The sequence below is a fragment of the Alicyclobacillus sacchari genome (assembly GCF_004366795.1).
Taxonomy (GTDB): Bacteria; Bacillota; Bacilli; order Alicyclobacillales; family Alicyclobacillaceae; genus Alicyclobacillus; species Alicyclobacillus sacchari.
The window spans coordinates 160274-184137 of record NZ_SORF01000005.1 but is presented as its reverse complement, the minus strand read 5'-3'; the positions used below and the strand labels follow the sequence as shown (position 1 = coordinate 184137).

The 23864-nt window shown below is 55.5% G+C and carries 24 protein-coding genes and 1 other RNA gene; 22 read left to right on the top strand and 3 right to left on the bottom strand.

The features are described 5' to 3' along the window. Nucleotides 1-54: 54 nt before the first annotated feature. The 15 genes from C7445_RS07120 (at nt 55) to rnpB (ending at nt 14113) form a co-directional block, all read left to right on the top strand. The gene (locus C7445_RS07120; RefSeq protein WP_208320858.1) at nt 55-351 is read left to right on the top strand and encodes a YabP/YqfC family sporulation protein; all 297 of its coding nucleotides are present in this window, start codon (nt 55-57) and stop codon (nt 349-351) included. Next, entirely contained in the window at nt 348-1568 is a 1221-nt protein-coding gene (locus C7445_RS07115) for a sporulation protein YqfD (protein WP_134159386.1), read from the top strand. The genes C7445_RS07120 and C7445_RS07115 overlap by 4 nt, the downstream gene beginning before the upstream one ends. A gap of 20 nt (nt 1569-1588) precedes the next feature. After that, nucleotides 1589-2560: a PhoH family protein gene (locus C7445_RS07110; protein WP_134159385.1), complete on the top strand. Its 972-nt coding sequence runs from the start codon at nt 1589-1591 to the stop codon at nt 2558-2560. A 61-nt stretch (nt 2561-2621) separates the two neighbouring features. Further along, entirely contained in the window at nt 2622-4745 is a 2124-nt protein-coding gene (locus C7445_RS07105; RefSeq protein WP_134159384.1) for an HD family phosphohydrolase, read from the top strand. Further along, on the top strand, nt 4742-5224 hold the full coding sequence (gene ybeY / locus C7445_RS07100) for an rRNA maturation RNase YbeY (RefSeq protein ID WP_134159383.1): 483 nt from the start codon (nt 4742-4744) through the stop codon (nt 5222-5224). The genes C7445_RS07105 and ybeY overlap by 4 nt, the downstream gene beginning before the upstream one ends. A gap of 20 nt (nt 5225-5244) precedes the next feature. Beyond that, a complete protein-coding gene (locus tag C7445_RS07095) occupies nt 5245-5787 on the top strand; it encodes a diacylglycerol kinase (protein ID WP_166669046.1) in 543 nt (180 codons plus the stop codon). Next, the gene (era, locus tag C7445_RS07090; protein WP_134159381.1) at nt 5777-6670 is read left to right on the top strand and encodes a GTPase Era; all 894 of its coding nucleotides are present in this window, start codon (nt 5777-5779) and stop codon (nt 6668-6670) included. Before C7445_RS07095 ends, era begins: the two co-directional genes overlap by 11 nt. A gap of 92 nt (nt 6671-6762) precedes the next feature. After that, nucleotides 6763-6918, top strand: a complete 156-nt coding sequence (locus C7445_RS07085) for a YqzL family protein (protein WP_134159380.1) — start codon at nt 6763-6765, stop codon at nt 6916-6918. Nucleotides 6919-6944: 26 nt separating this feature from the next. Further along, entirely contained in the window at nt 6945-7712 is a 768-nt protein-coding gene (gene recO, locus C7445_RS07080; protein WP_243835026.1) for a DNA repair protein RecO, read from the top strand. A 306-nt stretch (nt 7713-8018) separates the two neighbouring features. Further along, complete coding sequence (gene dnaG / locus C7445_RS07075; RefSeq protein WP_243835025.1) at nt 8019-9827, top strand: DNA primase; 1809 nt, start codon at nt 8019-8021, stop codon at nt 9825-9827. 26 nt (nt 9828-9853) lie between these two features. Then, entirely contained in the window at nt 9854-10969 is a 1116-nt protein-coding gene (gene rpoD / locus C7445_RS07070; protein ID WP_134159378.1) for an RNA polymerase sigma factor RpoD, read from the top strand. A gap of 160 nt (nt 10970-11129) precedes the next feature. Then, on the top strand, nt 11130-11732 hold the full coding sequence (locus tag C7445_RS07065) for a YdcF family protein (RefSeq protein WP_243835024.1): 603 nt from the start codon (nt 11130-11132) through the stop codon (nt 11730-11732). Between the two features lie 31 nt (nt 11733-11763). Next, the gene (locus C7445_RS07060) at nt 11764-12528 is read left to right on the top strand and encodes a tRNA (adenine(22)-N(1))-methyltransferase (protein WP_134159376.1); all 765 of its coding nucleotides are present in this window, start codon (nt 11764-11766) and stop codon (nt 12526-12528) included. Further along, a complete protein-coding gene (locus C7445_RS07055; RefSeq protein WP_134159375.1) occupies nt 12528-13637 on the top strand; it encodes a Nif3-like dinuclear metal center hexameric protein in 1110 nt (369 codons plus the stop codon). The genes C7445_RS07060 and C7445_RS07055 overlap by 1 nt, the downstream gene beginning before the upstream one ends. A gap of 70 nt (nt 13638-13707) precedes the next feature. After that, nucleotides 13708-14113: RNase P RNA component class A (gene rnpB / locus C7445_RS07050), an RNA gene on the top strand. Between the two features lie 208 nt (nt 14114-14321). Here the strand turns inward: rnpB and C7445_RS07045 are convergent. Next, a complete protein-coding gene (locus tag C7445_RS07045) occupies nt 14322-14771 on the bottom strand; it encodes a DUF2231 domain-containing protein (protein ID WP_243835023.1) in 450 nt (149 codons plus the stop codon). A gap of 246 nt (nt 14772-15017) precedes the next feature. Between C7445_RS07045 and C7445_RS07040 the strand changes: the two genes are divergently transcribed. From C7445_RS07040 to C7445_RS07025, 4 genes are all read left to right on the top strand, one after another. Continuing rightward, nucleotides 15018-15692 carry a response regulator transcription factor gene (locus tag C7445_RS07040; RefSeq protein ID WP_134159374.1) on the top strand — a complete coding sequence of 225 codons (675 nt, stop codon included), beginning with the start codon at nt 15018-15020 and terminating at the stop codon, nt 15690-15692. After that, nucleotides 15689-17053, top strand: coding sequence for a sensor histidine kinase (locus C7445_RS07035; protein ID WP_134159373.1), 1365 nt, complete (start codon nt 15689-15691; stop codon nt 17051-17053). Before C7445_RS07040 ends, C7445_RS07035 begins: the two co-directional genes overlap by 4 nt. A gap of 160 nt (nt 17054-17213) precedes the next feature. Continuing rightward, nucleotides 17214-18236, top strand: a complete 1023-nt coding sequence (locus C7445_RS07030; protein WP_134159372.1) for an NADH:flavin oxidoreductase/NADH oxidase — start codon at nt 17214-17216, stop codon at nt 18234-18236. A gap of 173 nt (nt 18237-18409) precedes the next feature. Further along, a complete protein-coding gene (locus C7445_RS07025; protein ID WP_134159371.1) occupies nt 18410-20308 on the top strand; it encodes a PAS domain S-box protein in 1899 nt (632 codons plus the stop codon). Between the two features lie 22 nt (nt 20309-20330). On the opposite strand, the gene C7445_RS07020 is transcribed toward C7445_RS07025, so the two are convergent. Next, the gene (locus C7445_RS07020; protein ID WP_134159370.1) at nt 20331-20756 is read right to left on the bottom strand and encodes a DUF1284 domain-containing protein; all 426 of its coding nucleotides are present in this window, start codon (nt 20754-20756) and stop codon (nt 20331-20333) included. 17 nt (nt 20757-20773) lie between these two features. Continuing rightward, nucleotides 20774-21088 (bottom strand): cytochrome C oxidase subunit IV family protein, encoded by a 315-nt coding sequence (locus C7445_RS07015; RefSeq protein ID WP_134159369.1) that lies wholly within the window; start codon nt 21086-21088, stop codon nt 20774-20776. A 186-nt stretch (nt 21089-21274) separates the two neighbouring features. Here C7445_RS07015 and glpX point away from each other — a divergent pair, with 186 nt between their 5' ends. The 3 genes from glpX (at nt 21275) to C7445_RS07005 (ending at nt 23859) form a co-directional block, all read left to right on the top strand. Beyond that, nucleotides 21275-22240, top strand: a complete 966-nt coding sequence (glpX, locus tag C7445_RS07010) for a class II fructose-bisphosphatase (RefSeq protein WP_134159368.1) — start codon at nt 21275-21277, stop codon at nt 22238-22240. A gap of 154 nt (nt 22241-22394) precedes the next feature. Next, complete coding sequence (locus tag C7445_RS14575; protein WP_166669040.1) at nt 22395-22568, top strand: hypothetical protein; 174 nt, start codon at nt 22395-22397, stop codon at nt 22566-22568. Between the two features lie 421 nt (nt 22569-22989). After that, on the top strand, nt 22990-23859 hold the full coding sequence (locus C7445_RS07005) for an aldo/keto reductase (protein ID WP_208320857.1): 870 nt from the start codon (nt 22990-22992) through the stop codon (nt 23857-23859). The last annotated feature ends 5 nt before the right edge of the window (nt 23860-23864 follow it).

The following is a 23864-nucleotide window of genomic DNA, read 5'->3' as shown; positions in this document are numbered from 1 at the left end:
CCAGGTGTTAGCCGACCCAAGACGAGCATAGTCATGCAAGGGGAGGAGTTGGCCATGCCAGGATGGAAGACGCGGATTCGCAAGCGCGCCAGTGAGGTGCTGAACCTGCCTGCCGACGCGCTGCTGAACGTGCCGCGCGTCACATGCATCGGCGGATCGCAGGTAATCGTCGAAGGTGCGGATGGGCTGATCGAAGTGGGCGATTCGTGCATCGCGGTCGATCTCGGCGGTCAAACGCTGTGGGTGCGCGGTCAGGCATTTGAGGTGACGTTAGTCACAGAGCACGAGATTCATGTTACGGGGCGCGTCGCCCAGATTGAGTATCAGTCGCAAGGGGGCGCGAGTTTATGAGCGAGACGCCGATTCAGTGGGTTTGGTACGGCTCGCTGACACTCGCGTTGCGCGGCGTTGAGATCAGCCGCTGTATCGCAGACCTGCAGCGGCGCGGGATCACGTTACGCGACGTGCGGGTCCGGCGCGATCACGCCGTCGTCACGGTGAGCTTGCGCGCTTTTCCGACCGTGTACCAGGTTTGCCGACAGCACCGCGTCAAGTTTCGCATTGAGGCCCGCCACGGTGCACCTTTCTGGCGTCGGCGGCTATGGCGGCGCAAGGCGTTCGCGCTTGGCGCCATGGTCTTTGTCTGTGCGATGTACGCCATGTCGTCTGTCATTTGGCGGATCGATATCCAAGGGGCTGCGGATGAGGATGGTGTGGCCGAATTGCGATCCGCCGCGCACGACGCTGGAGTATATGTGGGGCAATGGCGATCGCGCCTCGCCGAACCCGCTGTCCTTGCCGAAGAAATGCTCAAGCACGCAAGCAACTTTGTTTGGATCGGCGTGCAAACAACTGGGTCGGTCACGACAATCCGCGCGATTCCGAAGATCGCAGGCTCGCGGGCCGCTGCGGAAGAGCCACACAACGTCGTCGCCACGCGTCCGGCCGTCATTCTTAACGTGCAGGCTACGCGTGGCCGGCCCATCGTCAAGCCCAACCAATTTGTGCGTCCAGGCCAAGTGCTGATTTCAGGCGTTCTGGCCGAAGGCGAGCCCAATGTGCCAGCGTCCGGGAAAGTGTTGGGTGAAGTTTGGTATACATCGAACGTCACGATTCCGCTCACGATGATCCAGCAGGGGTTGACGGGGGAAACCACGACCCGCGACTATCTGTGCGTAGGCTCCTTGCGCTTGCGCGTGTGGGGCTTTAAAGAACCTCAGTTCACGGCCGTTTACGAGCGTGACGAGGGAACGGAGTGGCACATCGGGCAGTTTGTGTTACCGATACAGTGGCAGCGCGCAACGCTGTATGAGGCATCGCCATCGGCAGTCGTTCAGTCGGTGGCAGCTGCGAAGCGACAGGCGCTTCTCACAGCGGAACGCGACGTGGCGACGCAAGCTGGCGGCGACAGCCACGTCTTGGGGCAGTCCGTTTTACACGAACGAGTCGAGCGTGGTACTCTATACGAGACCATATTGACACGGGTCGAACAGGACATTGGTGCGCCGGCGCCGATTCCTGCGCCAGCGCCGGAAGCGGGCAACAACACATCGCAAACGCAAGGCTGAAGACGGGGGTTGGTTGACGGTTGACCGAGCAGACAGCGACGAAGAAGTGGGTATTTGCGACGAATGAAGAGGCGGTAAAAGTACTCGGGCCGAACGACCTGCTCATCCACCTGCTCAGTCAGGCGTCTTCGGCGAAGGTTATCGCGCGTGGAACGGAGGTTGCGTTTGCGGGTGCGGACGATGAAGTTGCGCGCTTGCAGGCGATTTGCAGTACAGTGACGACGCTTGTGCGCCACGGTATGCAGCTGGGTGAAGCAGATTATCGATATATCATTCAAATGGCAAACGCCGATGAACTGGACAGTGTTGTCGACGTGTATACCACGGAGATTGGTGTCACATTCAAAGGCAAGGCCATTCGCGTCAAGACCTTGGGTCAACGCCGCTACATCGATGCCATCCAGAAGAACGACATCGTCTTTGGCGTGGGCCCCGCGGGGACGGGTAAGACGTACCTGGCGGTGGCCATGGCTGTCATGGCGCTTAAACGAGGGGAAGTAAAACGCATTGTTCTCACTCGTCCGGCTGTCGAAGCGGGCGAAAAACTGGGCTTTCTTCCAGGAGACCTGCAGGAAAAGGTCGATCCGTACCTGCGCCCGCTCTATGATGCACTGTACGACATTTACGGTATGGAACAGGTGCAGCGTGCGCTGGAGCGCGGCAATATCGAGATCGCCCCGCTCGCCTACATGCGCGGACGGACACTGGAAGACAGTTATGTCATTCTCGATGAGGCACAGAACACAACCGTCGAGCAGATGAAGATGTTCTTGACGCGGCTGGGCTTTCATTCGAAGATGGTGATTACAGGGGACGTCACGCAGGTCGACTTACCTGTCGGCAAGCAGTCGGGGTTATTGCATGCCCAGCAAGTGCTGACAGGTATTTCAGGCATCGCGTTTCACACGTTTTCGGCAAGCGACGTCGTACGTCATCATCTTGTACAAAAGATCATCGATGCGTACGCCGCCCTCCAGAGCGCGAATAGCTGAGCCGCCGTGTACCCGGCGGCAGCAACCTGCCGCGATAGTTCACATCTAAGGAGCACATGGTATGGTCTTTTCAGGATGGGGACAGGCCATTCGCCAGTTTCTCGACGATGAAAAGTTCCGGCAGAACCACCGGATCCGCACATGGATATACATCGGACTCGGTCTCGCCATGTTTGCGATTCTCGTCGGCAGCATTTTGCCGCCTCGATACCATTTCACCGTCGGACAGACGAGTCCAACAACCATCGTCTCGCCGACGACGACCGTGGATACGGCGGCAACGGAAGCTGAGAAGGAAGCGGCGGAGAGCAAAGTTCCCAAGCAGTATGCGCAATCTCCCGCAGTTTTGACGCAGGCGGTCAACCGTGTCGATATTCTATTTGCAGCGGCGATGCAGGCCGTATCGGACTCGTCGCTCTCCGACGCGGACAAGCTCAAACAATTGCGCAACGCTGCCCCAGCTGGAGTGAGCCAGGCGACGTTAGTGCGTTTACTCACGCATACGCCGGCAGAGATGACGGTTCTGGAGCGGGACACGGAACGGGTTGTCGAGGAAATCCTCGACGCGCCGTTTTATCAAGAGTCGATGCAGCAGGCAACGCTGCTGGTCGACCGACAGATATTGAATCTCAATCTGGGCCTTGATCACGACGACGCGCTGATTGTGCAAAATGTTGCAGTCAGTGTTCTCAAGCCTAACATGATCTATCAGGCGCAGGCGACCGCGGCGGCCAGGCAACAGGCAGCCCTGTCTGTGCAACCCGTATTGATTCACGCGGGTGATATCATCGTTGCAAAAAACGGTATCGTCACGCAAGACGTCATCAGCAAATTGCGAGATGTCGGGCTGTATTCTTCGTATCCCAGTGTCGGTATCGCGGTTGGATTCGCGCTGTTTGTCGCGCTGTCCGTGGGCATGCTCGCCGCCTACATCGAAAGGCGGGCGCCGCGGCGGAGGGTTGATAATTTACTGCTTGGCATCCTCGGCTTGGTTTTTGTTCTGATGTCGATTTTGATTTCGGTGACGAAATGGATCATCGCGGCCGGCGGCCCGAATTCGATTGCCTATTTATTGCCCATCTCTTTAGGTGCGATGCTGATTACCGTCATGATGGATTCGTCTCTGGCGGTGGTGGCATCCTTCTATTTCTCGTTTTTGTTGGGCGCAGCCCTGAATTTTAACTACGACTTTGTCTTCTATGGATTTGTCGGTTCGCTTGTCGGCGCGTACAGCGTGGCTCGCGTGACGAGTCGCGGGACGTTTATGCGGGCAGGCTTTTTCGTGTCGTTGATGAATATCGGCTCTGTGCTTGCACTGTATTTGTTGCAGGCCAACCGAAGTACCGATTTACACTCGCTGTCGCTGCACGTGGGCCTCGCCGCCCTCAATGGCATTTTTGCGGCGATCCTGGCGATGGGCATTCTGCCGTTCTTCGAATCGGCATTTGGGTTGTTGACTCCCATTCGATTGCTTGAGTTGTCCAACCCGAATCATCCACTGTTGCGCAAGGTATTGCTGGAAGCGCCTGGAACCTACCACCACAGTTTGATCGTTGGCAATTTAGCCGAGGCGGCTGCTGAATTGGTCGGGGCGGATCCGCTGCTTTGCCGGGTCGGTGCTTACTACCATGACGTCGGTAAAACAAAGCGGCCGATGTTTTTCGTCGAAAACCAGATGACGAAAGACAATCCGCATGAAAAAGTGGCGCCAAGTTTGAGCCATTTGATCATTACGTCGCACGTCAGCGACGGTCTTGAGATGCTCAAACAGGCAGGCCTACCGAAACCTATTCAGGACATTTGTGCCACTCATCACGGGACGACCATTTTGTGGTACTTTTATAACAAGGCGAAAGAGCAAGATAAGAACGGTACCGTCAAGGTGGACGATTTTCGCTATCCCGGTCCCAAGCCCAAGACGCGTGAGTGCGCCATCATTATGATTTGCGACGCTGTGGAAGCGGCAGTGCGCAGCATGGCGCGTCCTACGCCGAACCGGGTGGAGGGCGTCATCCGCAAAATCATACGGGATCGCCTGCAGGATGGGCAGTTGGACGAGTGCGACTTGACACTGCAGGATCTCGACGCGATGGTCGGCGCCTTCATGAAGACGCTCAAAGGCATCTACCACTCTCGGATTGAATATCCGGATATCGATAAACTGCGGAAGGAAGTGGCCAAATGACGGCGGAACATCAACTCGCCATCGGCGTCGAATGCGAGGTCGATTGGCCTTGGTCGGATGCCGGAAAGGATCCGCAGTCGTTCGTGGAACGGGTTTTGACGGCGGCCGCGGATCGCCTTGGTATCATGGGCGAGGTATCGGTGTTGTTCGTTGACGATGAAGTTATTCATGAGCTCAACAGAACGTACCGACAGGTGGACAGGCCGACCGACGTACTTTCGTTTGCGATGCTCGAAGGCGAAGAAACGCCGCTGCCCGAGGGCGAGTTGCCCGTGCTCGGCGACATCGTCGTCAGTATCGACACGGCTAAAGCGCAGGCCGAATCGTACGGCCACTCTTTGGAACGCGAGATGGCGTTCCTGTTGGTGCATGGCTTTCTTCACCTCAATGGCTACGATCACGCTGATCCGGAAGATGAACGCGAAATGTTTGGGCTGCAGGAGGAAATCCTGCAGACCATCGGTTTGTCGCGCGGTTGACAAAGATTGGGGCGATCGACATGCACGAGGGCGAAGTGAACCGCCACGACTCGGACTTGCAAGTGGCACAGCCGTTTGCGCGGGCTGTCGTGTATAGTTTGCAGGGTGTAGTATACGCGTTTCACACCGAACAGAACGTCAAACGCGACGTTTGGCTATTCACCCTGCTGTGCGCAGTCGAACTCGTGCTGCGGCCGCCCTTGCGCGATGTCGCTTTGACGATGTTTGTCGCCATGTGCGTGTTTGCCGCCGAGTTGTTCAACACGGCAATTGAACTGGCTGTCGACATTGCATCACAGTGGCGGCATCATGTCGTGGCGGGAGTGGCGAAAGACGTCGCGTCTGGAGCTGTGACGTGCGTGTCGATCGGCGCCATCGCGTTGGCGGTTTGGTTGGTGGTGAGCCTCTGGCCGTGGCATTTTTGGTTGTTCACCGGGCGCCATCCTGTGGGTGCCGGCATGGCTGCCGCCGGCTTAATTGTAGTGTGGACGTTTCGCTGTTGGCCGCATCGTCAGCAAGCTGTGATCAAACGCAGGCGAAAGGGGGATGAACATGGCGTTTAAATCGGGATTTGTCGCGATCGTAGGGCGTCCCAATGTCGGTAAGTCAACTTTGTTAAATGCGCTTGTCGGCCAGAAGATTGCCATTATGTCGAATCGGCCACAGACCACGCGCAATCGGATTCGCGGCGTCCTGACTACGGAAACCGCGCAGATGATCTTCATCGATACCCCTGGCGTTCACACGCCGCATCACCGTCTCGGTGAAGTGATGGTCGATATGGCGCTGCAGACGTTGAGCGAAGTCGATTTAATCCTGTTTGTCGTCGACGTGACGTCTGCCGTGCACCCGGCGGAACAAGAGATCATCAAGCAGCTGGAAGGCGTGCGCACACCGGTTTTTCTTGTGATCAACAAGACGGATGCGGTCGAGAAGGGACTGATACTGGAGAGGATCGCGGCTTTTCAAGCTTTGCGGTCATTTGATGAGTATGTGCCAGTGTCGGCCTTGCGCCAAGAACAAACAGATTTGCTCGCAAGGTTGATCGAAGCGCGCTTGCCGGAGGGTCCCAAATACTACCCGGACGATATGGTCACGGATTATCCGGAGAGCTTCATCATCAGCGAGATCGTCCGCGAAAAGGTGCTGATGTTGACGCGCGAGGAAGTGCCACACTCGGTCATGGTCGCGATTGAACACATGGAGCGGCGGGCGTCCGATACGCTGCATGTGCATGCGACCATCTACACGGAACGGGATAGTCAAAAGGGCATTTTGATTGGAAAACAAGGTCAGATGTTGAAGCGCGTGGGTGAAATGGCCAGACGAGAACTCGAAGGTCTGTTGGGGAATCGGATTTATCTTGAGCTATGGGTTAAGGTCAAACGAGATTGGCGCAACCGCCCGGCGCTACTGCGCCAATTCGGCTTTGACCAGGATGTGTGATACAGTTCGGCAGGGTATAGCAGGCCGTTGGCGCGGAAAACTAAAGGCGTTCGGAAATGCAGCCCAGGAGAGCTTGAAAGGAGACGATCCTGTTGCGTGACATCACGTGGCAAATGTTCGAGCTCACAGGCGATATCGACGCATATTTGTTGTACCGCGCCTGCGAGCAGGCGGATCTCACAGGCGACGACGTTCGTGTGGCGAACGACGTCGAGCTCGCAGAGGAGTCGCATTTCCCTCCATCTTGACAGCCGATTTGGGAGTTGGAGAAACGTTGCTGTACAACACGGACGCGGTGGTCGTCAAAACGGTTCGCTACGGGGAACATAGTGCCATCGTCACGCTCTTGACTCCGTCCGGTCTCGTATCGGCGATGGCCAAAGGCGCGCTCAAACCGCAGAGTCGTTTGGCGGCCGGAACGCGCTTGTGTGCACAGGGAACTTATTTCCTATATCAGGGTCACGGGATGGGGGATATTCGGCAAGTGCAGCTGACGGCGAGCCGCCGACGGCTGCACGAGGATATCGAAGCGGCGGCGTATGCCGCCTATTTTTGCGATCTCGCTCTTGTGTCCACACCGGAGCGCCCGCATGCGCCTAAGGCAATGTTTACCCAATTCTCAGCTGTGCTCGATGCACTGGAGTTGCGTGACGAGACGCCGCCCGATCTCCTGGCACGCGTATACGAAGCAAAAATTTGCAGTTGGCTAGGCGCCAGTCCAAATTGGGAGAGATGCATTCGCTGCATGGGACCGCTCGTCCCGCCAGCGGCCTATCACATGACCGAGGGAGGGCTCGTCTGTGGTCCCTGTCGACGCGATGTGGACAGATCTGCAGAATTCGTCGTTCCGGAGCGAACTGGGCGTTTGCTGACCGCGTTTACGGAAGTGGACGTACGACGTTTGGGGCGGATTCAAGTTTCACCACCGACGAGACGTTCACTCGACGCCATTCTCTCACATCAATTGCGCGAGTTCGCAGGTCTGCATGGCAAGGCAAAAGACGTACTGGACCAAATCATACGATCTTTACGATTGGATTGATAACAAAAGTGAAATTCGGCCACATTGCACACATAAGTGGATTTGTCAAACCATACACTGATTGCGGGACATCGAAGAGGATAAATTTGTCTCAATGCGTCGATACTAGGTTTGTCTTGAACGCGAACGGACACGGTCGTTCGTCGCGTCGTGAAGAGGTGTCCTGCCTTTACCCAGCTTGGAAACGATAAACTTTGATCAGATAGGAGGAAAGTGTCTTACTTTGTAGAATAACTGTATATAAGCCGAAAGGCAAGGAACATTCGACGTACTGAATTCCAGTCGCACCGAATTGGGGGTGCCGTGGTGAACGTACCCGATTCGTTCCTAGAGTCGCTGCGTCAACAGGTTGATATCGTAGAAGTGGTCAGTGAGTACGTCCAATTGCGAAAAAACGGCCGCTCTTTGACAGGACTTTGTCCGTTTCACAACGAGCGTACCCCATCATTTTCTGTGTCACCGGAACGACAAATGTATCATTGTTTTGGGTGCGGAGCCGGTGGTACCGTATTTCGCTTCATTATGGATATCGAGGGATTGCCGTTTGCTGAAGCTGTTGCATATCTCGCTGAGCGGCAAGGCATCGCTTTGCCCGCAAATTTTGGCGTTAGGCACATCACATCGAATCCAAAGTTGGAGCGCTTTCGCGAAGCACATGCTCTGGCTGCAAAAGTGTTCAACCACATTCTAATGAATACAGATGCTGGTGTGCAAGCCCTGAATTACTTGCTTTCGCGAGGAATTTCACGAACGACCATCGCGTTGTATCAATTGGGTTTTTCGCCCAAGCCAGGCAACGTTCTTGTTCCATTTTTGAAGCGAAAGGGTTTCACGGAATCGGAGTTAGTCGAATGCGGGCTGGCCATCGAGCTTGGATCGGTGGTCTCGGATCGTTTTCGTGGGCGCGTCATGATCCCAATCGCGGATCGCAAGGGGCAGGTTGTGGCCTTTGGCGGGCGAGCCATGGATGCGGGCGTGAAGCCTAAGTACCTCAACTCGCCTGAGTATGAGCTGTTCCACAAGAGTCAGTTGTTGTTTCAATACCACGTTGCGCGAAAGGCCATCCGCAAAGAGAAGCAAGCGCTGTTACTTGAAGGTTACATGGATGTCATCGCGGTACGGCAGGCGGGCATTGAACACGGCGTGGCGACCTTGGGGACGTCATTGACTGAGGAGCAGGCGCATCTGCTCAAGACGGACTGTGACAAAGTCGTGATCGCATACGATGGAGATCAGGCGGGACGCAAGGCGACCGTGCGGGCAATCGACATTCTGGAAGGAGTCGGCATATCGCCACTCGTGTTGCGGATACCGGATGGCATGGATCCGGATGAATACATTCGTGCGCACGGCGGTGCGGCATTTGCACGCCTGTTGAGCCGAAATACGCTGTCCGTCGTGCAATTTTTACTCGATGAGATCAGGCAGGGCGCGCAGCTGGTGAGCGCGGTTGGACGCACCGAGTTTGTCCGTCAGGCGCTGCGGATTCTCGCAGAACGGGCCACGCCAGTCGAGCAAGAGTACGAGTTGCGAAATTTGTCACAGGAATTTAACCTCTCTGTCGAAACATTGAAGGAGGAACTGCGAACCTTCTCGAAACAATCTAGGCGCCGTACTTTCGGACGAGAAGCGAGCGGTTTGAAGACGGTGGCGCAGCCGCTGGCGCGCGCGGAACAACAGGCAAGTGTGAGGTTGTTGCAGGCGGTGCTGTTCAGTCCTGAGGCGGCCGCGTACCTTATGGAGAAGGGCTTGACCGAACTGGCCGAGCCGTTGCAGACTGCCTTGTTATCCAATCTGTACGCATGGCGTTTGGAGAATCCGGACGGATCGCCGTCCGCCTTCGTAGATCAACTGGAGGATGAGTCGTTGGCTCACTTTGCCTCGTCATTGTTCTTTTACGAAGTGCCGGAGTTTTCCACAGCCCTGTTGGACGATTATCTGCGTGCGTTGGAATTGCACCGGCTTGAGCAGCTGCACAGAAGTCTGCTTAGACAGTGGATCGAAGTGGAAGCTGGCGGTGATGAAGAGAAATCCACAGAGATAAAGTTGCAAGTGGAACGGATTCAGGACCAGATTGCAACACTGAAGCAGCCCCGAGCGATTCACGCGGAGTGAACTTGGGGTAAAGGAGGCGGGGAACTATGGCGAAGGCAAAAGATGAAGTCCGCGAGGAAGATCAGGGCTTGACCCTTCAAGCTGCAAAACAGCAACTGGTGGAACTGGGTAAAAAGCAAGGATCGTTGACATATGAAGAAATTTCGGATCGGTTGGCGCAGTTTGACCAGGACGCGGATGCTTTGGACGATTTTTTTGAGCAACTTGCGGAACAAGGTATCGATGTCGTAAATGAGCGCGATGGAGATCCGAGCCAACAGGACGGCGGTGAAGAAGATTATGATTTGCATGATCTCTCCATGCCTCCCGGTGTCAAGATTTCCGATCCGGTTCGCATGTATCTAAAAGAAATTGGCCGGGTACCACTTTTGTCGGCCCAAGAAGAAATCGAATTGGCAAAGCGGATTGAAGCCGGCGACGAAGAGGCAAAACGCCGGTTGGCCGAAGCCAATCTCCGTCTTGTCGTGAGCATCGCAAAGCGTTATGTCGGCCGTGGCATGTTGTTCCTGGACTTGATTCAAGAGGGCAACCTGGGGCTGATCAAGGCGGTTGAAAAGTTTGACTATCGCAAGGGTTATAAGTTCAGCACATATGCGACGTGGTGGATTCGCCAGGCCATCACGCGCGCGATTGCGGATCAGGCGCGAACCATCCGTATTCCAGTGCATATGGTTGAGACCATCAATAAATTGATTCGCGTTTCGCGTCAACTCTTACAGGAACTGGGTCGTGAACCGACTGCGGAGGAGATTGCCGCAGAGATGGACTTGACGCCTGACAAGGTGCGCGAAATTCAAAAGATTGCCCAGGAGCCCGTCTCTTTGGAGACGCCCATTGGCGAGGAGGACGATTCCCATCTGGGCGACTTTATCCCGGATGACGAAGCACCGGCCCCGGCAGATGCGGCTGCGTATGAGTTGTTAAAAGAACAATTGGAGGACGTCCTCGATACGTTGACTGAGCGCGAGGAAAATGTGTTGCGCCTGCGTTTCGGCTTAGATGACGGCCGCACGCGGACGCTTGAAGAGGTAGGCAAGGTGTTTGGCGTCACTCGTGAGCGCATTCGTCAGATTGAAGCCAAAGCTCTTCGCAAACTGCGTCATCCAAGTCGCAGCAAGCGATTGAAGGATTTTCTCGAATGAGGTTGTAACCCGCGTGCAAGGCAACAGGCTGTTTGTCTCCTGATTCACGGGGAAACAGCCTGTTTTGCATTTCGAGCTTGCGGTTCGGTCTAGAGTGACACCCCTGCGCGTATGGTGAAGGGAGACTTTGTCATGTTCACCTCGCAGGGGGGTGACGGATGTGTTCGTTTGGCTCTTGCTCGCGCTGTTTGCGGTCGTGATCGCACTGTGCGGCACTTCGATGTTCATCGAACGGTTTGCACACCATTTGCGTCGCGAGGGGTTGCGCGAGCGCCCGATACCGAGCGACGTCGGCATTGTGTTAGGCGCTTATACGGATGGCTACCACCCGAGTAAGCCTCTTTTGTCCAGGTTGCGTACGGCGCTGCACCTGTACCGGCATGGTTATATCCAGGCGTTCATCGTCAGCGGCGGTCGCGGCGACGACGAGACGGTGAGCGAATCGTCGTCGATGAAGCGGTTTTTGATGATGAACGGCGTGCCTGCGCAATTGATTCACGAGGAGCGCTGGTCCAGTAATACCTGGGAAAATTTGAAGAACAGCCAAGCCCTCATGGAAAAACTACAGTATCGGACGGCCGTCATTATTACGTCCGACTACCATTTGCCGCGAGCATTGGCGGTTGCGCGCACACTCGGCATCGAGGCGAGTGGCTGTGGGGCGCCATCCTCCCGTCAGGAGTTTCGCGCCGCGACGCGTGAGGTATTCGCGCATATCCAATATACTTTACGGGGGCGCGAAGCGCCGTTTTGGAATTCGTGACGATCGCGGATCGTCGAATCTGGAGTGGAGTATGTCCGAACTACGATTATCGCCGCGCCTTCAGCAAGTCGCGGACTATGCCTTACCCTGTGCGGTGTTGGCCGATATCGGCACCGATCACGCCAATTTGCCCATCTACGCCATCGCGCATGGGCTAGCCGAACAAGCAATTGCGACCGATTTGCGTACCGGTCCGCTCGATCGCGCTCGTACCAACGTCGCCCTGCATCGCTTGACGACGAAGATTTCGCTGCGCCTTGGCGATGGCCTTGCGCCTGTCGAACGTGGTGAGGCCGACGTGATCGTATCTGCTGGCATCGGAGGTCACGTCCATGCGCAGCTTCTGCGCACGGGTGAGCCCGTGGCGAAAGCGGCCAGGCGCATCGTCCTGCAACCGATGAACGCGGGTCACTTGGTACGGGCAGCATTCTACGATCTCGGCTTCCACATCGCGGCCGAGGCATTGGTCGCCGAAGGGGACAAGCTGTATGAAGTGATTGCCGCCGAGCCGAAGGACGGTCCGGATTTGGCGTATGAACCCACTGGTCTGCCGAGGTTTCTGGCGGAAGTTTCGCCGGCTGCATTGCGTCCATTTTTGTACACCTACGGGCCCATGATTGTCCGATCGCGCCATCCCCTCGCGCGACAGCGCGCCTTGGCAGACCTTGACCGCCTGCGCTGGGTCTCGTCGAGATTGCCTGTCGGATCGTCCGATTATAGCGAGAAACACGTTCAACTGAATCGCTCGATACGGATGTTGGAGCTGTGGCTTGCACAGATGGAGGAAGTTACCTGATGGACATACGCGTTGCTGATGTCATGCGTGAGATGGAGCGGATTGCTCCCAAGCAGTTGGCGTTGGAACATGATCGAATTGGACTCCAACTGGGAGATCCCAATGCGGTCGTCGAGCGCTTGTGGGTAGGCTTGGAGGTGACGCCCGAACTGGTCACACAGGCGATTGCAGCAGGTGTCGATATGTTGGTTACGCACCATGCGCCATTGTATCGGCCCCTTACCCACATCGATTGGTCGCAGCCGCGTCAGCGAGCCATTGCGGAGTTAGTGGCTCATCGTATCTCTGTCTTCGCAGCGCATACCAACCTTGATGTGGCTCCGGGCGGAGTCAATGACGTGATCGCAAAAAGACTGGAACTGCTCGATCCTCAGCCGCTTGATATCACGTATCGGACTCCGCTTAAGAAGTTGGTGGTCTATACGCCCAAGGAGAGTGTCGAGTCTGTTCGACAGACAATCGGTGACGCAGGGGCAGGGTGCATTGGGAACTACTCTCACTGCACGTTTGCTGCACCTGGTACCGGTTCGTTTGTACCTGGAGATGGGACGCATCCGTATGTCGGTGAAGTTGGGAAACTGGAGCTGGTCTCCGAAGTGCGGCTGGAGACAGTTGTCCCAGCGTATCGTCTCGCCGATGTGGTTTCTGCGATGTTACGGGTACATCCTTACGAAGAAGTCGCCTACGATATATACGACCTCGATATACCTGGCGCGGCCTTCGGGATTGGGCGTATCGGGCAACTGTCGGTCCGGGAGACGCTGGCCGAATTTGCCGATCGCGCGCGCATCGCGTTTGGGCTTCCGCACGTGCGATACGCGGGCGATCCAGGGCGGATCGTCAAAACGGCGGCAGTGCTTGGCGGATCGGGCAGTGGATGGATCGGCAAGGCGTTGGCGGCGGGGGCGGACGTGATGGTGACGGCCGATGTTTCGCATCATCAGGCGGCCGATGCAGTGCACGATGGTATGGCCGTGATCGACGTTCCGCATGCGGCGTTGGAAGCGCCGGTGTGCGAGGTGGTCGCGAAACAGTTGCAGGCTGCACTCGGCAACGGTGTTGTCGTGGAGACCGTACCCGTCGGTGTTGACCCGTGGCGTTGGTTGTAATTTGTTACTTTATGGTATGCGGTTGTCAGTCGAAGCAGACCGGGGTATACTATTAAAGGTTTCAAACGAGGAAGTAAGCTGGGCAATCGCCGGTGCATGGCCGAAAGGCAGCACGGGAGGAAAGTCCGAGCTCCACAGGGCAGGGTGCCGGATAACGTCCGGCGAGAGCGATCTCAGGGAAAGTGCCACAGAAATGAAGACCGCCGATGGCCTGATGCAGGCACAGGCAAGGATGCAACGGTGCGGTAAGAGCGCACCAGCAGTCCGGAGACGGGCTGGCTAGGTAAACCCCACCTGGAGCAAGACCGGATAGGAGTGCTGATGTGGTGGCCCGCCACGCACTCGGGTTGGTCGCTTGAGCCGACTGGCAACAGTCGGCCTAGATAGATGATTGCTGCTCCAACGTGCGAGGCCGCCACGTGCGTGCCGCTTGCAGCACAGGAGTACAGAACTCGGCTTACAGGCTTGCTTCTTCGTACCTAATACATACCGTTCGCTTATCAGAAAACCGCACCTGACTGTTTCACACAAGTCCAGGTGCGGTTTTGTTTTGGGTTTGATTTCCCGGAAGTAGGCATACGCGAGTTGAAATCCCCATACAAAGTTGAACAATTTTCGCTGTTCGTGAGAAATCCATAGAGAGCAATACACTAGGTGATTGACGTATACCAGATGGCCAGCGGATTACGAGATACCAAATGCATCGTGATACACCAGTGTTCCACCTAGGTGTCCGGCCAGGGTGACCAATATGGTCGCGGCGAGCGAGGCCAGGAAACCGATCATGGCAACTCGTTGTCTGCGCATGCCGAGCAGCCACTGCGCCGCGAAAGCCAAAAGAAGTGCGACACCTGTGAGTACGCCGTACTCTTTGTGGTGATGAAACATCGGGGCAACCGTCGGGGATATATGGGAAATGTATGATTCGCTGACCACACCCGCGACGCCCGCCGCGATGGTGGCCAGGACACCAAGACCTAGGAGATACAAAAACGATTTCGGCCAAAAATCTGACTTGCGGCGGACGAGTCCAATCAGGCCTGCGAGTGTTGCGAGATAGGTGATGGCGATCGTGAAGTGAACGACCATTGGGTGTATCGTAGCTGGAAGCATGTGTTCGATGACCTTCAACACGTGCAAAGATGCTCCTTTCCTTGTTTGCCCAGTTCGATGGAGGAAGGGACTTCGTGACAAATCAATATCCATTTTCGCAAAGTATCCTTGAAAAAACTTTTGTGCATGTGTCGGGATCGTCGTAGAATGGGTGGCGTTCTGGAATCTATGTGCGGCGCCACCGGCGGCCCAAATGTGCTTTCAAGTTTGTTTGGGTATTGTGGTACACCAACGGCATGGATGGATTGAATATAAGGAAGTGTATCTATGCGCGTCTTATTGATCGAGGACGATTCCGGTCTTCGCGCGATTGTCAAGGATATCCTGGAAGAGGCGTCGTACCAGGTTGATGTGGCGGAGACTGGCGAAGATGGCCTCTATTTCGCAGAGTCGGCCGTGTATGACGTGCTGATTGTCGACATTATGCTCCCTGGACTGAACGGGATCGAGTTGGTCAAACAGCTGCGACAGCAGCAGATTTTTGTGCCCGTTCTGTTTCTCACGGCGCGCGGCGATGTCGATGATCGCGTGGTTGGCCTGAATGCAGGAGCGGACGACTATCTGGCAAAGCCGTTTGCCACGGAAGAATTGCTCGCTCGTTTGCGGGCGCTGCTTCGACGCAATCGCGATGTTGGTTCGGACATGACTGTGAAAAGCGGAGATCTTGTTCTCAATCCGTCCGCGAAAGAGGCCGCATGTGGGGATGTGCCACTTGTCCTGACTGACAAGGAATTCGAATTGCTCGAATATCTTTTGCTGCATCAGGGAGAAATTCTTACGCGCGAGCGCATCTCCTATCGCCTGTGGGGACACGATGCGGACACGAACGAGTCGACGGTGGATTTGTACATTCACTATGTACGCAAGAAGTTGAAGCCGTTTGATCTGGACAAGCGCATTCGCACGATTCGCAATGTCGGCTATATCTGGAGTGAGTCGTGACCGTGTTCCGGAAAACAGCATGGCGGCTTGTTACGTTGTATACCCTTGCGTTTATTGGAATTCTTGTGCTGTTTTCATGGGTGGTGGACCGCGTCACCGCCCAGCGTCTGTGGTCACTGGAAGCCCAGGTGGTCAGCTCGGCCGCCACGCAAATTCTCGCGCATCATAATGATCAACTTTTCGGCGATCACGATGGGATAGATCGTGTTTTGACGGATCACCGCGCCCCAAAGTCGGATGCCGTGCTGGGACATGCTCCGCCTCCTGATACACTGGATGAAGAAGAGCGGGAAACGCGCGATGAACACATGGTGTATGTACTGGAAGGAGCCTCGCAGCACATGGTTGTCCAGACGCCCGCTGGAAGTCTGTCGAACACGGGACTCAAACAACTGTTTACGTTCTCCGCGGCAAACCGATTACAAGCGGTCGTTCTCAACAACACACCATTTCTCTTAGAAACGGTTTATCCCACACCGCCCATGGTGTATCAAGACAAACCCGTCAAAGCTGTCTATCTGTTATATAACCGTACTATGGACGTCGCCTTTTTACGCCACATGGCAAGGGTTATGGAAGTGAGCATCATCGGCTTTGCCGGTCTGGCTGCAGCCATTGGTATCTTCCTGGCGCAACGAGCACTGGCGCCGATATCGCGCGCCTGGACACGTCAGCAGCAGTTTGTCGCCAACGCATCGCACGAATTGCGGACACCTCTTTCCATCGTCCAGCTCCACGTCGAGCGCATGTTTCGCCATCCGTCAGCGACCGTGGAAGAGATGGGTGAGACTCTGGCCGCGCTTGATCGCGAAACGCGTCGGTTGCAAAAACTGGTTACGGATTTACTCGCCTTGGCACGGGCAGACTCTGGACATGCGTGGCTGCAAATGCGCGATGTGCAGCTTGACGCCCTTGCCCGGGAAGCCGAGGAGCGCTTTGCCGATCTCGCCAGAGCACACGGCGTACAACTTCGGACCGACAGTTTGGAGCCAGTGCATTTGCAGGCAGACCCAGAGCGATTAAGGCAATTGTTCACCATTGTTCTCGACAATGCCTTGTCGTTTACCCCAGAAGGTGGACGTATCGTGATTGCTGTGCTGAGACGCCACAATCGCGCTTTGATCCTCGTAAAGGACACGGGATCGGGCATTGCGCCGGAACATTTGCCGCGCGTATGGGAACGGTTTTACCAGGCTGATCCATCGCGCTCGACGGTCGGAGCCGGGCTCGGGCTCGCGATTGCAAAGTGGATTGTCGAAGCGCATGGCGGTGAGATGAGCATCGCAAGCCCTGCAGATTGGGGTGTCGGCACGCAGGTGACGGTTTCGTTACCACTTCGTGGAGTGCACGCACAACCTTGACACACACTGTTGGACCGGGATTTTGCATGGGGACGGCGAATGTGCTATAAAAATCGTAGTAAGTAAATAGACGAAAGCAGATGCCCAGGCTTGGTTTGGGGCACCATGAGGGTGAATTGCCCGCGTGGGTCGTACTTTTGGAGATGGGGAGCGTTGAACCATGGCACACCTGTTTACGCCGTTCACAGTGGGAAGTCTAGCGTTAAAAAACCGGATCGTCATGGCGCCGATGTGTCAGTACTCAGTGACGGCAAAAGACGGTAAGCCGAACGACTGGCATTATACGCATTATACGAGCCGCGCCATTGGCGGAGCCGGTTTGGTCATCATCGAGATGACAGACGTCGAGCCGGATGGCCGGATCAGCGACTTTGATCTTGGGCTTTGGTCGGATGACCACATTGCGCCGTTTGCGCGAATTGTGGACGCGTGCCATGGCTATGGCGCGAAAATTGGCGTGCAAATCGCGCATGCCGGACGCAAGGCGGAAGATGCCGCAACGCCTGTGGCGCCGTCTGCAATCGCCTTTGAGGGGCCGCAGTACAAGTTGCCTCGCGAATTGTCGACAGACGAGGTCAAGCGTATGGTCGAGCGGTTTGGCCAAGCGGCAAAGAGGGCTGTGGCCGCAGGGTTTGACACCATCGAGTTGCACGGTGCGCACGGTTACCTGATTCACCAGTTCCAATCGCCCGTAACCAATCGCCGTTCCGATGAATATGGACAGGATCTTGCTCGTTTTGGCGTCGAGGTCATACAGGCAGTGAAAAGCGAAATGCCCAGCGACATGCCGTTGCTGATTCGCGTCTCGGCCGTCGAATATGTCGACGGAGGCTATGGGATCGATCACGCCATCGAGCTTTGTCGCCGCTACCGAGAGGCCGGGGTCGACGTTGTGCACGTCAGCTCGGGTGGGGAAGGCAGGCCAGGCAAGCGTAAACCAGGTAATTACCCCGGTTATCAGGTGCCGTTCGCACGTCAAATCAAGGAAGCGCTTGGCGTGCCAGTGATTGCGGTCGGTATGCTCGATGAGTACGCGCTGGCCGAGTCTGTCGTCGCAAGCGGAGATGCCGATCTCGTCGCCATCGGTCGCGGCCTGCTGCGCGATCCATATTGGCCCATTCACGCAGCGCAGGCGCTGGGTGTCGAGCTGAATGTGCCGAAGCAGTATGCCCGGGCATTTTGACAGTCACTGGTCATTGCGAAACTGCGTTCCGCCACGTATGATACATCAAGTAGACTAGGTTGAGATAGAGAACATTGAACTGGCTTGTTACAAAAGGTGAGCCGAAGGGCACTCGATGGCCTATTCGGCTCTTTTGTCAACACCGGTTCGTTTGCGGAACGCAGGTGGTTGCCATGACGGAAGGGCCGGCGGATTCTCCGCGCAGCCGGGCGCGGCGGATCAAGCAGCTATTTGATATCATTTCACATAATTCGCAAGACGTCATTACATATTGTACGCCAGGCGGCATCTGCGAGTACGTGTCGCCGTCTGTTTACCATATTGTAGGGTACTCGTCTGAGGAACTCTTGGGGCAAACGATTGAACCTTTCTTACACCCAGAAGATCGACATGTGTGGGTCGAAGCCATACAGGCAATGGAGCAAGGGACGGACAACGAACGTGTCACCCTGCGCATTCTCCACAGGCGAGGCGACTATCGCTGGTTTGAGGTGACCTTGCGTATACAACGCAATGCTCGGGGGCGGGCCGTGGGCGTTATTGGCATTGGCCGTGATGTGACGGATGAACGGCTTGCGGCCGAACAACTGGCGGCGCTGAAGCGGAAGTACGAGTGGATTTTGAATGCGGCCAGCGAGGGGATTGTCGGGATCGATCCAAAAGAGCACATTATTTTCGCCAATCCAGCCGCGGCAAAGATCCTGGGGCGTACCACTGAAGAGATGATTGGCAAACCATTTGCTTCTGTCACTGCGGTTCTGGGTCAGGACGTGCATAGCCAGTCTCTGTTTGCTTGTACCCTCGTAACAGGCCAGGTGATCACGGCATCACGAGCGCGGTTTTGCCGAAGCGACAACACATACATCCCTGTTGAATACTCGATCACGCCCATCAACGAAGGCGATGAGATTGTCGGAGCCGTGATGACGTTTCGGGATATCACGGACAAACTGGCACAAGAGCATGCATTGCAACGCAGCCGTGACAATTTGAAGCAGGCGCATCAACTGGCCCGCTCTGGCTACTGGGAACTCGATGTCGAGCATGATCATCTCATGTGGTCTGATGAGATGTTTGCCATTTGGGGTATGGATCCGAACACATTTTCCGGAACGTACGAGGCTTTTTTACAAACGGTTGTCGATGAAGATCGTCAGGCGGTCGATCATGCGGTGCAGGAGTCGTTACAGGGGCAATTGTACGAAATCGAGTTTCGGATTCGTACGGGGCGCGGCGAAGTCCGCTGTATATCGGCACTCGGCCAAACCGACATGGACGCGGATGGCAGGCCTATCCGCTTTTTTGGTGTTGCCCAAGATATTACGGCTCGCAAAGAACAGGAGTTGGCGCTGGAGACTTCGCGGGAACTGTTGGAGCGCTCGGAAAAGTTGGCTGCCGTCGGTCAGCTGGCGGCCGGCATCGCCCATGAAATTCGCAATCCGCTCACGGCCCTGAAAGGGTTCATCGATCTGATGCATCGTAAAGCAAAAGGAAATAACAAACGATATCTGGAAATCATGAAAGGCGAGGTCGGCCGCATGGAGCTGATTTTAGGCGAGTTGCTCATGCTGGCCAAGCCGCAGCAAGTCCATTACTCAATGGAAGATGTCGACTTGTTGTTGCAAGAAATTGTGGCGTTCATGAGCCCGCAGGCGATTATCCACAACGTCGTGATCGAGACGTCTTTTCGTGAAGATTTGCCTCAGATTACTTGTGAACCAAATCAATTGAAGCAGGTGTTTATCAACATCGTCCGCAATGGCATTGAAGCGATGGACGGCGGGGGAACCTTGCGCGTACTGGCGACGCGAAGCGGTGATTACGTACGAATCGACTTCGTCGACGAGGGCATTGGCATTTCGCCTGAGAAGTTACAACATATCGGAGAGCCGTTTTTCACGACGAAGGAACAAGGAACGGGACTGGGTATGATGGTCAGTCAACGAATTGTCGCGGAACATGGCGGCCGTATGTCTGTACAGAGCACCATTGGACAGGGGACGACCGTGACGATTGAGCTTCCGATTGCCTTGCATCGCAACATGACGGCGACAGACGAAGAACGAATCTGAACCTCGGACGCCACGTGAAGTTTCAATCGACCTGTGGTGCAGGGGGCAAAGGACGGCTCGACTGCACCAGTGCCACGCCTTCTTCGCAAACGCCATATGTGCGCCAGGAGCACGTTTTGCACAGTGCGTGAATGTCCTGAGGCTGTACCCGCTGAGCGACGCGCTTCTGGATTTCAGACCAAGTGGCCCAACCATTCGGCTTGAGTCCCAGGCGTGCCAATACGGCAGCATCCCGCCTGTGGACACCAGCGTTCTGACAGTGGTATGGCTTGTCGGCAGGGAATCGTGCGCACAAATCGTCTGGACCGGCGACCAATCGCACGCGTGTCTCCGGCGTCGTACGCAAGGTCTCGTAGATTTGCGTCATGTTGCGAACATATTCCTCCGAGTAGCCCATACCCCGATACCCAAGCAGACATAGTAAGTGGTGGCCGCGCAGTCGAATCATGCAAATCCTCCTTCTGGTCACGAAACGCCGCTTTGAAATGTCATCACCAAATAGGTAAAGCTGACGACGACGATAGCAATAAACGTGCCGCCAATCAGCGCCGCCAAACGCACCCAGCGCTCGTCTTTGAAACTGGCGTGCAACAGCAGTGTGAGTTGGAGAATAACTTGCACGAGCGCCATGCCAAGGATGATCACGACGGTTATCGCATGGGGCATGTGAAGTTCATTTGCGATCAGAATGGCAAGTCCAGTCAGGGCAACGCAAATGAGAAAGGCTGAAACATAGCGCCAAGGGAATGGCAGCGATGAATCCTTGTCGGTCGGTTGCATCGTCAAGCCTCCTTGCGAAAGAAAACGGCGGATCGTCAACTGTGGGCGGCCATACAACTACCGTCAATTTCACTACACTGACCATGCGATTGCAAGATAAAGACGAACAGATTCGTCAATTGTTCGCATAGTTGGTCAGAGGGAGGATGATACTTGGGGTGTTGATAGGAAAGAGGTGGATGTGAGATGGAACGCGAATTGGCGATGGAAATCGTTCGCGTGACTGAATTGGCCGCGCTCAAGAGCGCGCGCTGGATGGGGCGCGGCAACAAGATGGAGGCGGACAAAGCGGCAACGGAAGCCATGCGAAGGATGTTCGACACTGTTTCGATGGACGGAACCGTCGTCATTGGCGAAGGGGAGATGGATGAGGCCCCCATGTTGTACATCGGTGAGCGGTTGGGTACCGGTGTGCCACCCATCGTCGACGTCGCCGTCGATCCACTGGAAGGGACGGACGTCGTCGCCAGTGGCCAGACGGACGCGATGACCGTCGTCGCAATTGCACCGCGTGGAAACTTGCTTCATGCGCCGGATATGTATATGGACAAGCTTGTCGTCGGTCCAAGTGCCAAAGGCTGTGTACATATGGAACAGACCGTGCGAGAGAATCTGGAGGCCGTTGCAAAGGCCAATCGTAAACCTGTTTCCCAGGTGGTTGCCGTCATTCTGGACAGGCCTCGCCATGCGGAGTTGATTGAACAAGTGCGGGCGGCCGGCGCGCGGATCAAACTCATCCCAAGCGGTGATGTGGCAGCTGCCATCCAGACGGCGTTTCCGGAAAGTGGTGTGGATATCTTGCTGGGTTCCGGCGGCGCGCCGGAAGGTGTTCTTGCCGCGTGTGCGCTGAAATGTCTTGGTGGAGAGATGCAGGGCCGCTTACTTCCTGAAAACGATGAGCAGCGTCAACGCTGTATCGACATGGGAGTCACGGACCCGGATCACGTTTTCATGTTGGAAGATATGGTTGCTGGCGATGACGCCATTTTTTCGGCAACGGGTGTGACAGACGGATCGCTGTTGCATGGTGTTCGGTTTCTTGCGAATGGCCGTGCTCGCACGCAGTCGATTGTCATGCGCGCCAAAACGGGTACAGTCCGTTTTGTCGACGCTATTCATAACCTGGATCGCAAAGTCGGGTGGAACGACTGAGTGTACCGTATGTTAGGGCAACCGTTTTCGTTAGCCAAACGTTTCGTACAATATTCTGATGCTAGCGCATACAATCGACGTTTTGCCGATTGAGCGCGGATCGCCTCCAGGATACACTATACATGTAAGCAGAAGTTCAGGAGGCGAATGTTGGATGATGAACGTATACAAAGTGTTCGCGTATAAAACGATGTACGAAGTGTTTGCGAAGAAGCCGAAGGTCCTTCTCACCCCTCCCCTTGGCAGCGCAAAAGAAGCCGAGGCGTTTGCCAAACAGGAAATGCCCGATTCGTTTCTCGTGCAAGTTCAATTGTTCCAACGAGCCTAACAGGTGAGGGGCACGGTGTCATGCTTGTTCCATCATTTGTGGCATCGTTGCCCCTGACAACAGGGCCGAGTGGTTTCCCCGATAAGATGTCTTCACCCTCGCGTATGGGCAACGCCCTCCGGTGATCTTCGTAGTTTTCAAGACGAGTATGGCCAAAACGGCGTTTTCCCTTCTTCCCGATTCCTTCCGTTGAACATGTGAGCGCGCATGCAATCACACCTTCGTCGTCCAAGTTCGTCCTGTCAGTCTCCCATTTGCTCTAGGTCATCCACATTCAGCGTTGAGTAACGAGTCGCACGGGCGCAATCGGAACAAAGATTGCAAGGGAGAGGTCGGCAATAGGAATTTTGGTGTTTGCATGTGGAAAGGTTAAACTAAGTTTGGAGCACTAAACATTTGTAAGAAACATGGAGGGATACATTTGACCAACGAAACGATGTCCGCGAAACGTTCTGGGACGTTTGCCATCGGCGGCGATTTGACTGTCAATCGCCTCGGTTACGGGGCCATGCAACTGACGGGACCTGGGGTTTGGGGGGACCCTCGGGATCCGGATGAAGCTGTACGCGTCCTGCGCCGCGCGCTGGAGCTTGATGTCACGTTTATCGATACGGCTGATGCGTACGGACCATTTGTCTCCGAATTGTTGATTCGAAAGGCACTGCACCCATATCCAGAAAACCTTGTGATCGCGACGAAGGCGGGGCTTACCAGATCCGGCCCGGACGATTGGCGGCCGGTCGGCCGTCCCGAGTATCTTCGGCAGCAGGTCCATTTAAGTCTGCGCCATTTAGGCGTTGAGCGGATCGATCTGTTGCAGCTGCATCGGATTGACCCAAAGGTTCCGTTGGAGGAACAAATCGGCGAATTAAAGCTCCTGCAGGATGAGGGGAAGATTCGCCACATCGGTCTGAGCGAAGTGACTGTCGAGCAGATTGAGGCAGCCAGCAAAATTGTCGACATTGTGTCGGTGCAGAATCTGTATAATCTCGTAAAGCGCGATGCCGAGCCAGTCTTACAGTACTGTGAGGCGCATCAGATTGCGTTCATTCCCTGGTTTCCACTGGCGACTGGCCAGCTGGCAAAGGCGGGCGGCCCACTCGACGAAATATCCAAACGGCTGCATGCCAAGCCGTCGCAACTGGCTTTAGCTTGGTTGTTAAAGCGTTCGCCTGTGATGCTTCCCATTCCGGGTACATCGTCGGTCGCACATTTGGAAGAGAATATGGCGGCTGTGAGTATCGAGCTTAGCGAAGCCGATTTTCAAACGTTGCTGGCCTTGGCCAAGTGATACAC